We start from the raw sequence: 241 nt of genomic DNA, 5'->3' as shown, positions 1-241 counted from the left end.
CTACGGCACCAACAACGAATTCGGTTTCGACTACCTGCGCGACAACATAGCGTTCAGCCAGGACGAGAAGTTCCAGCGTGAACTGAACTTCGCCGTGATCGACGAAGTCGACTCCATCCTCATCGACGAAGCGCGTACCCCGCTGATCATTTCCGGTCAGGCCGAGGACAGCTCCAAGCTGTACATCGAGATCAACCGCCTGATCCCGCGCCTCACCCAGCACATCGAAGAGGTCGAAGGC

At 57.7% G+C, this 241-nt stretch carries 1 protein-coding gene; it reads left to right on the top strand.

Annotated elements, in window-relative coordinates:
- A partial coding sequence (locus tag SB719_RS22270; RefSeq protein ID WP_412160050.1) for a hypothetical protein occupies window positions 1-241 on the top strand: 241 nt, incomplete at both ends.

The organism is Pantoea sp. SIMBA_079 (assembly GCF_046940275.1).
Lineage (GTDB): Bacteria > Pseudomonadota > Gammaproteobacteria > Enterobacterales > Enterobacteriaceae > Pantoea > Pantoea borealis.
This window is presented reverse-complemented; position numbering and strand designations above follow the sequence as displayed.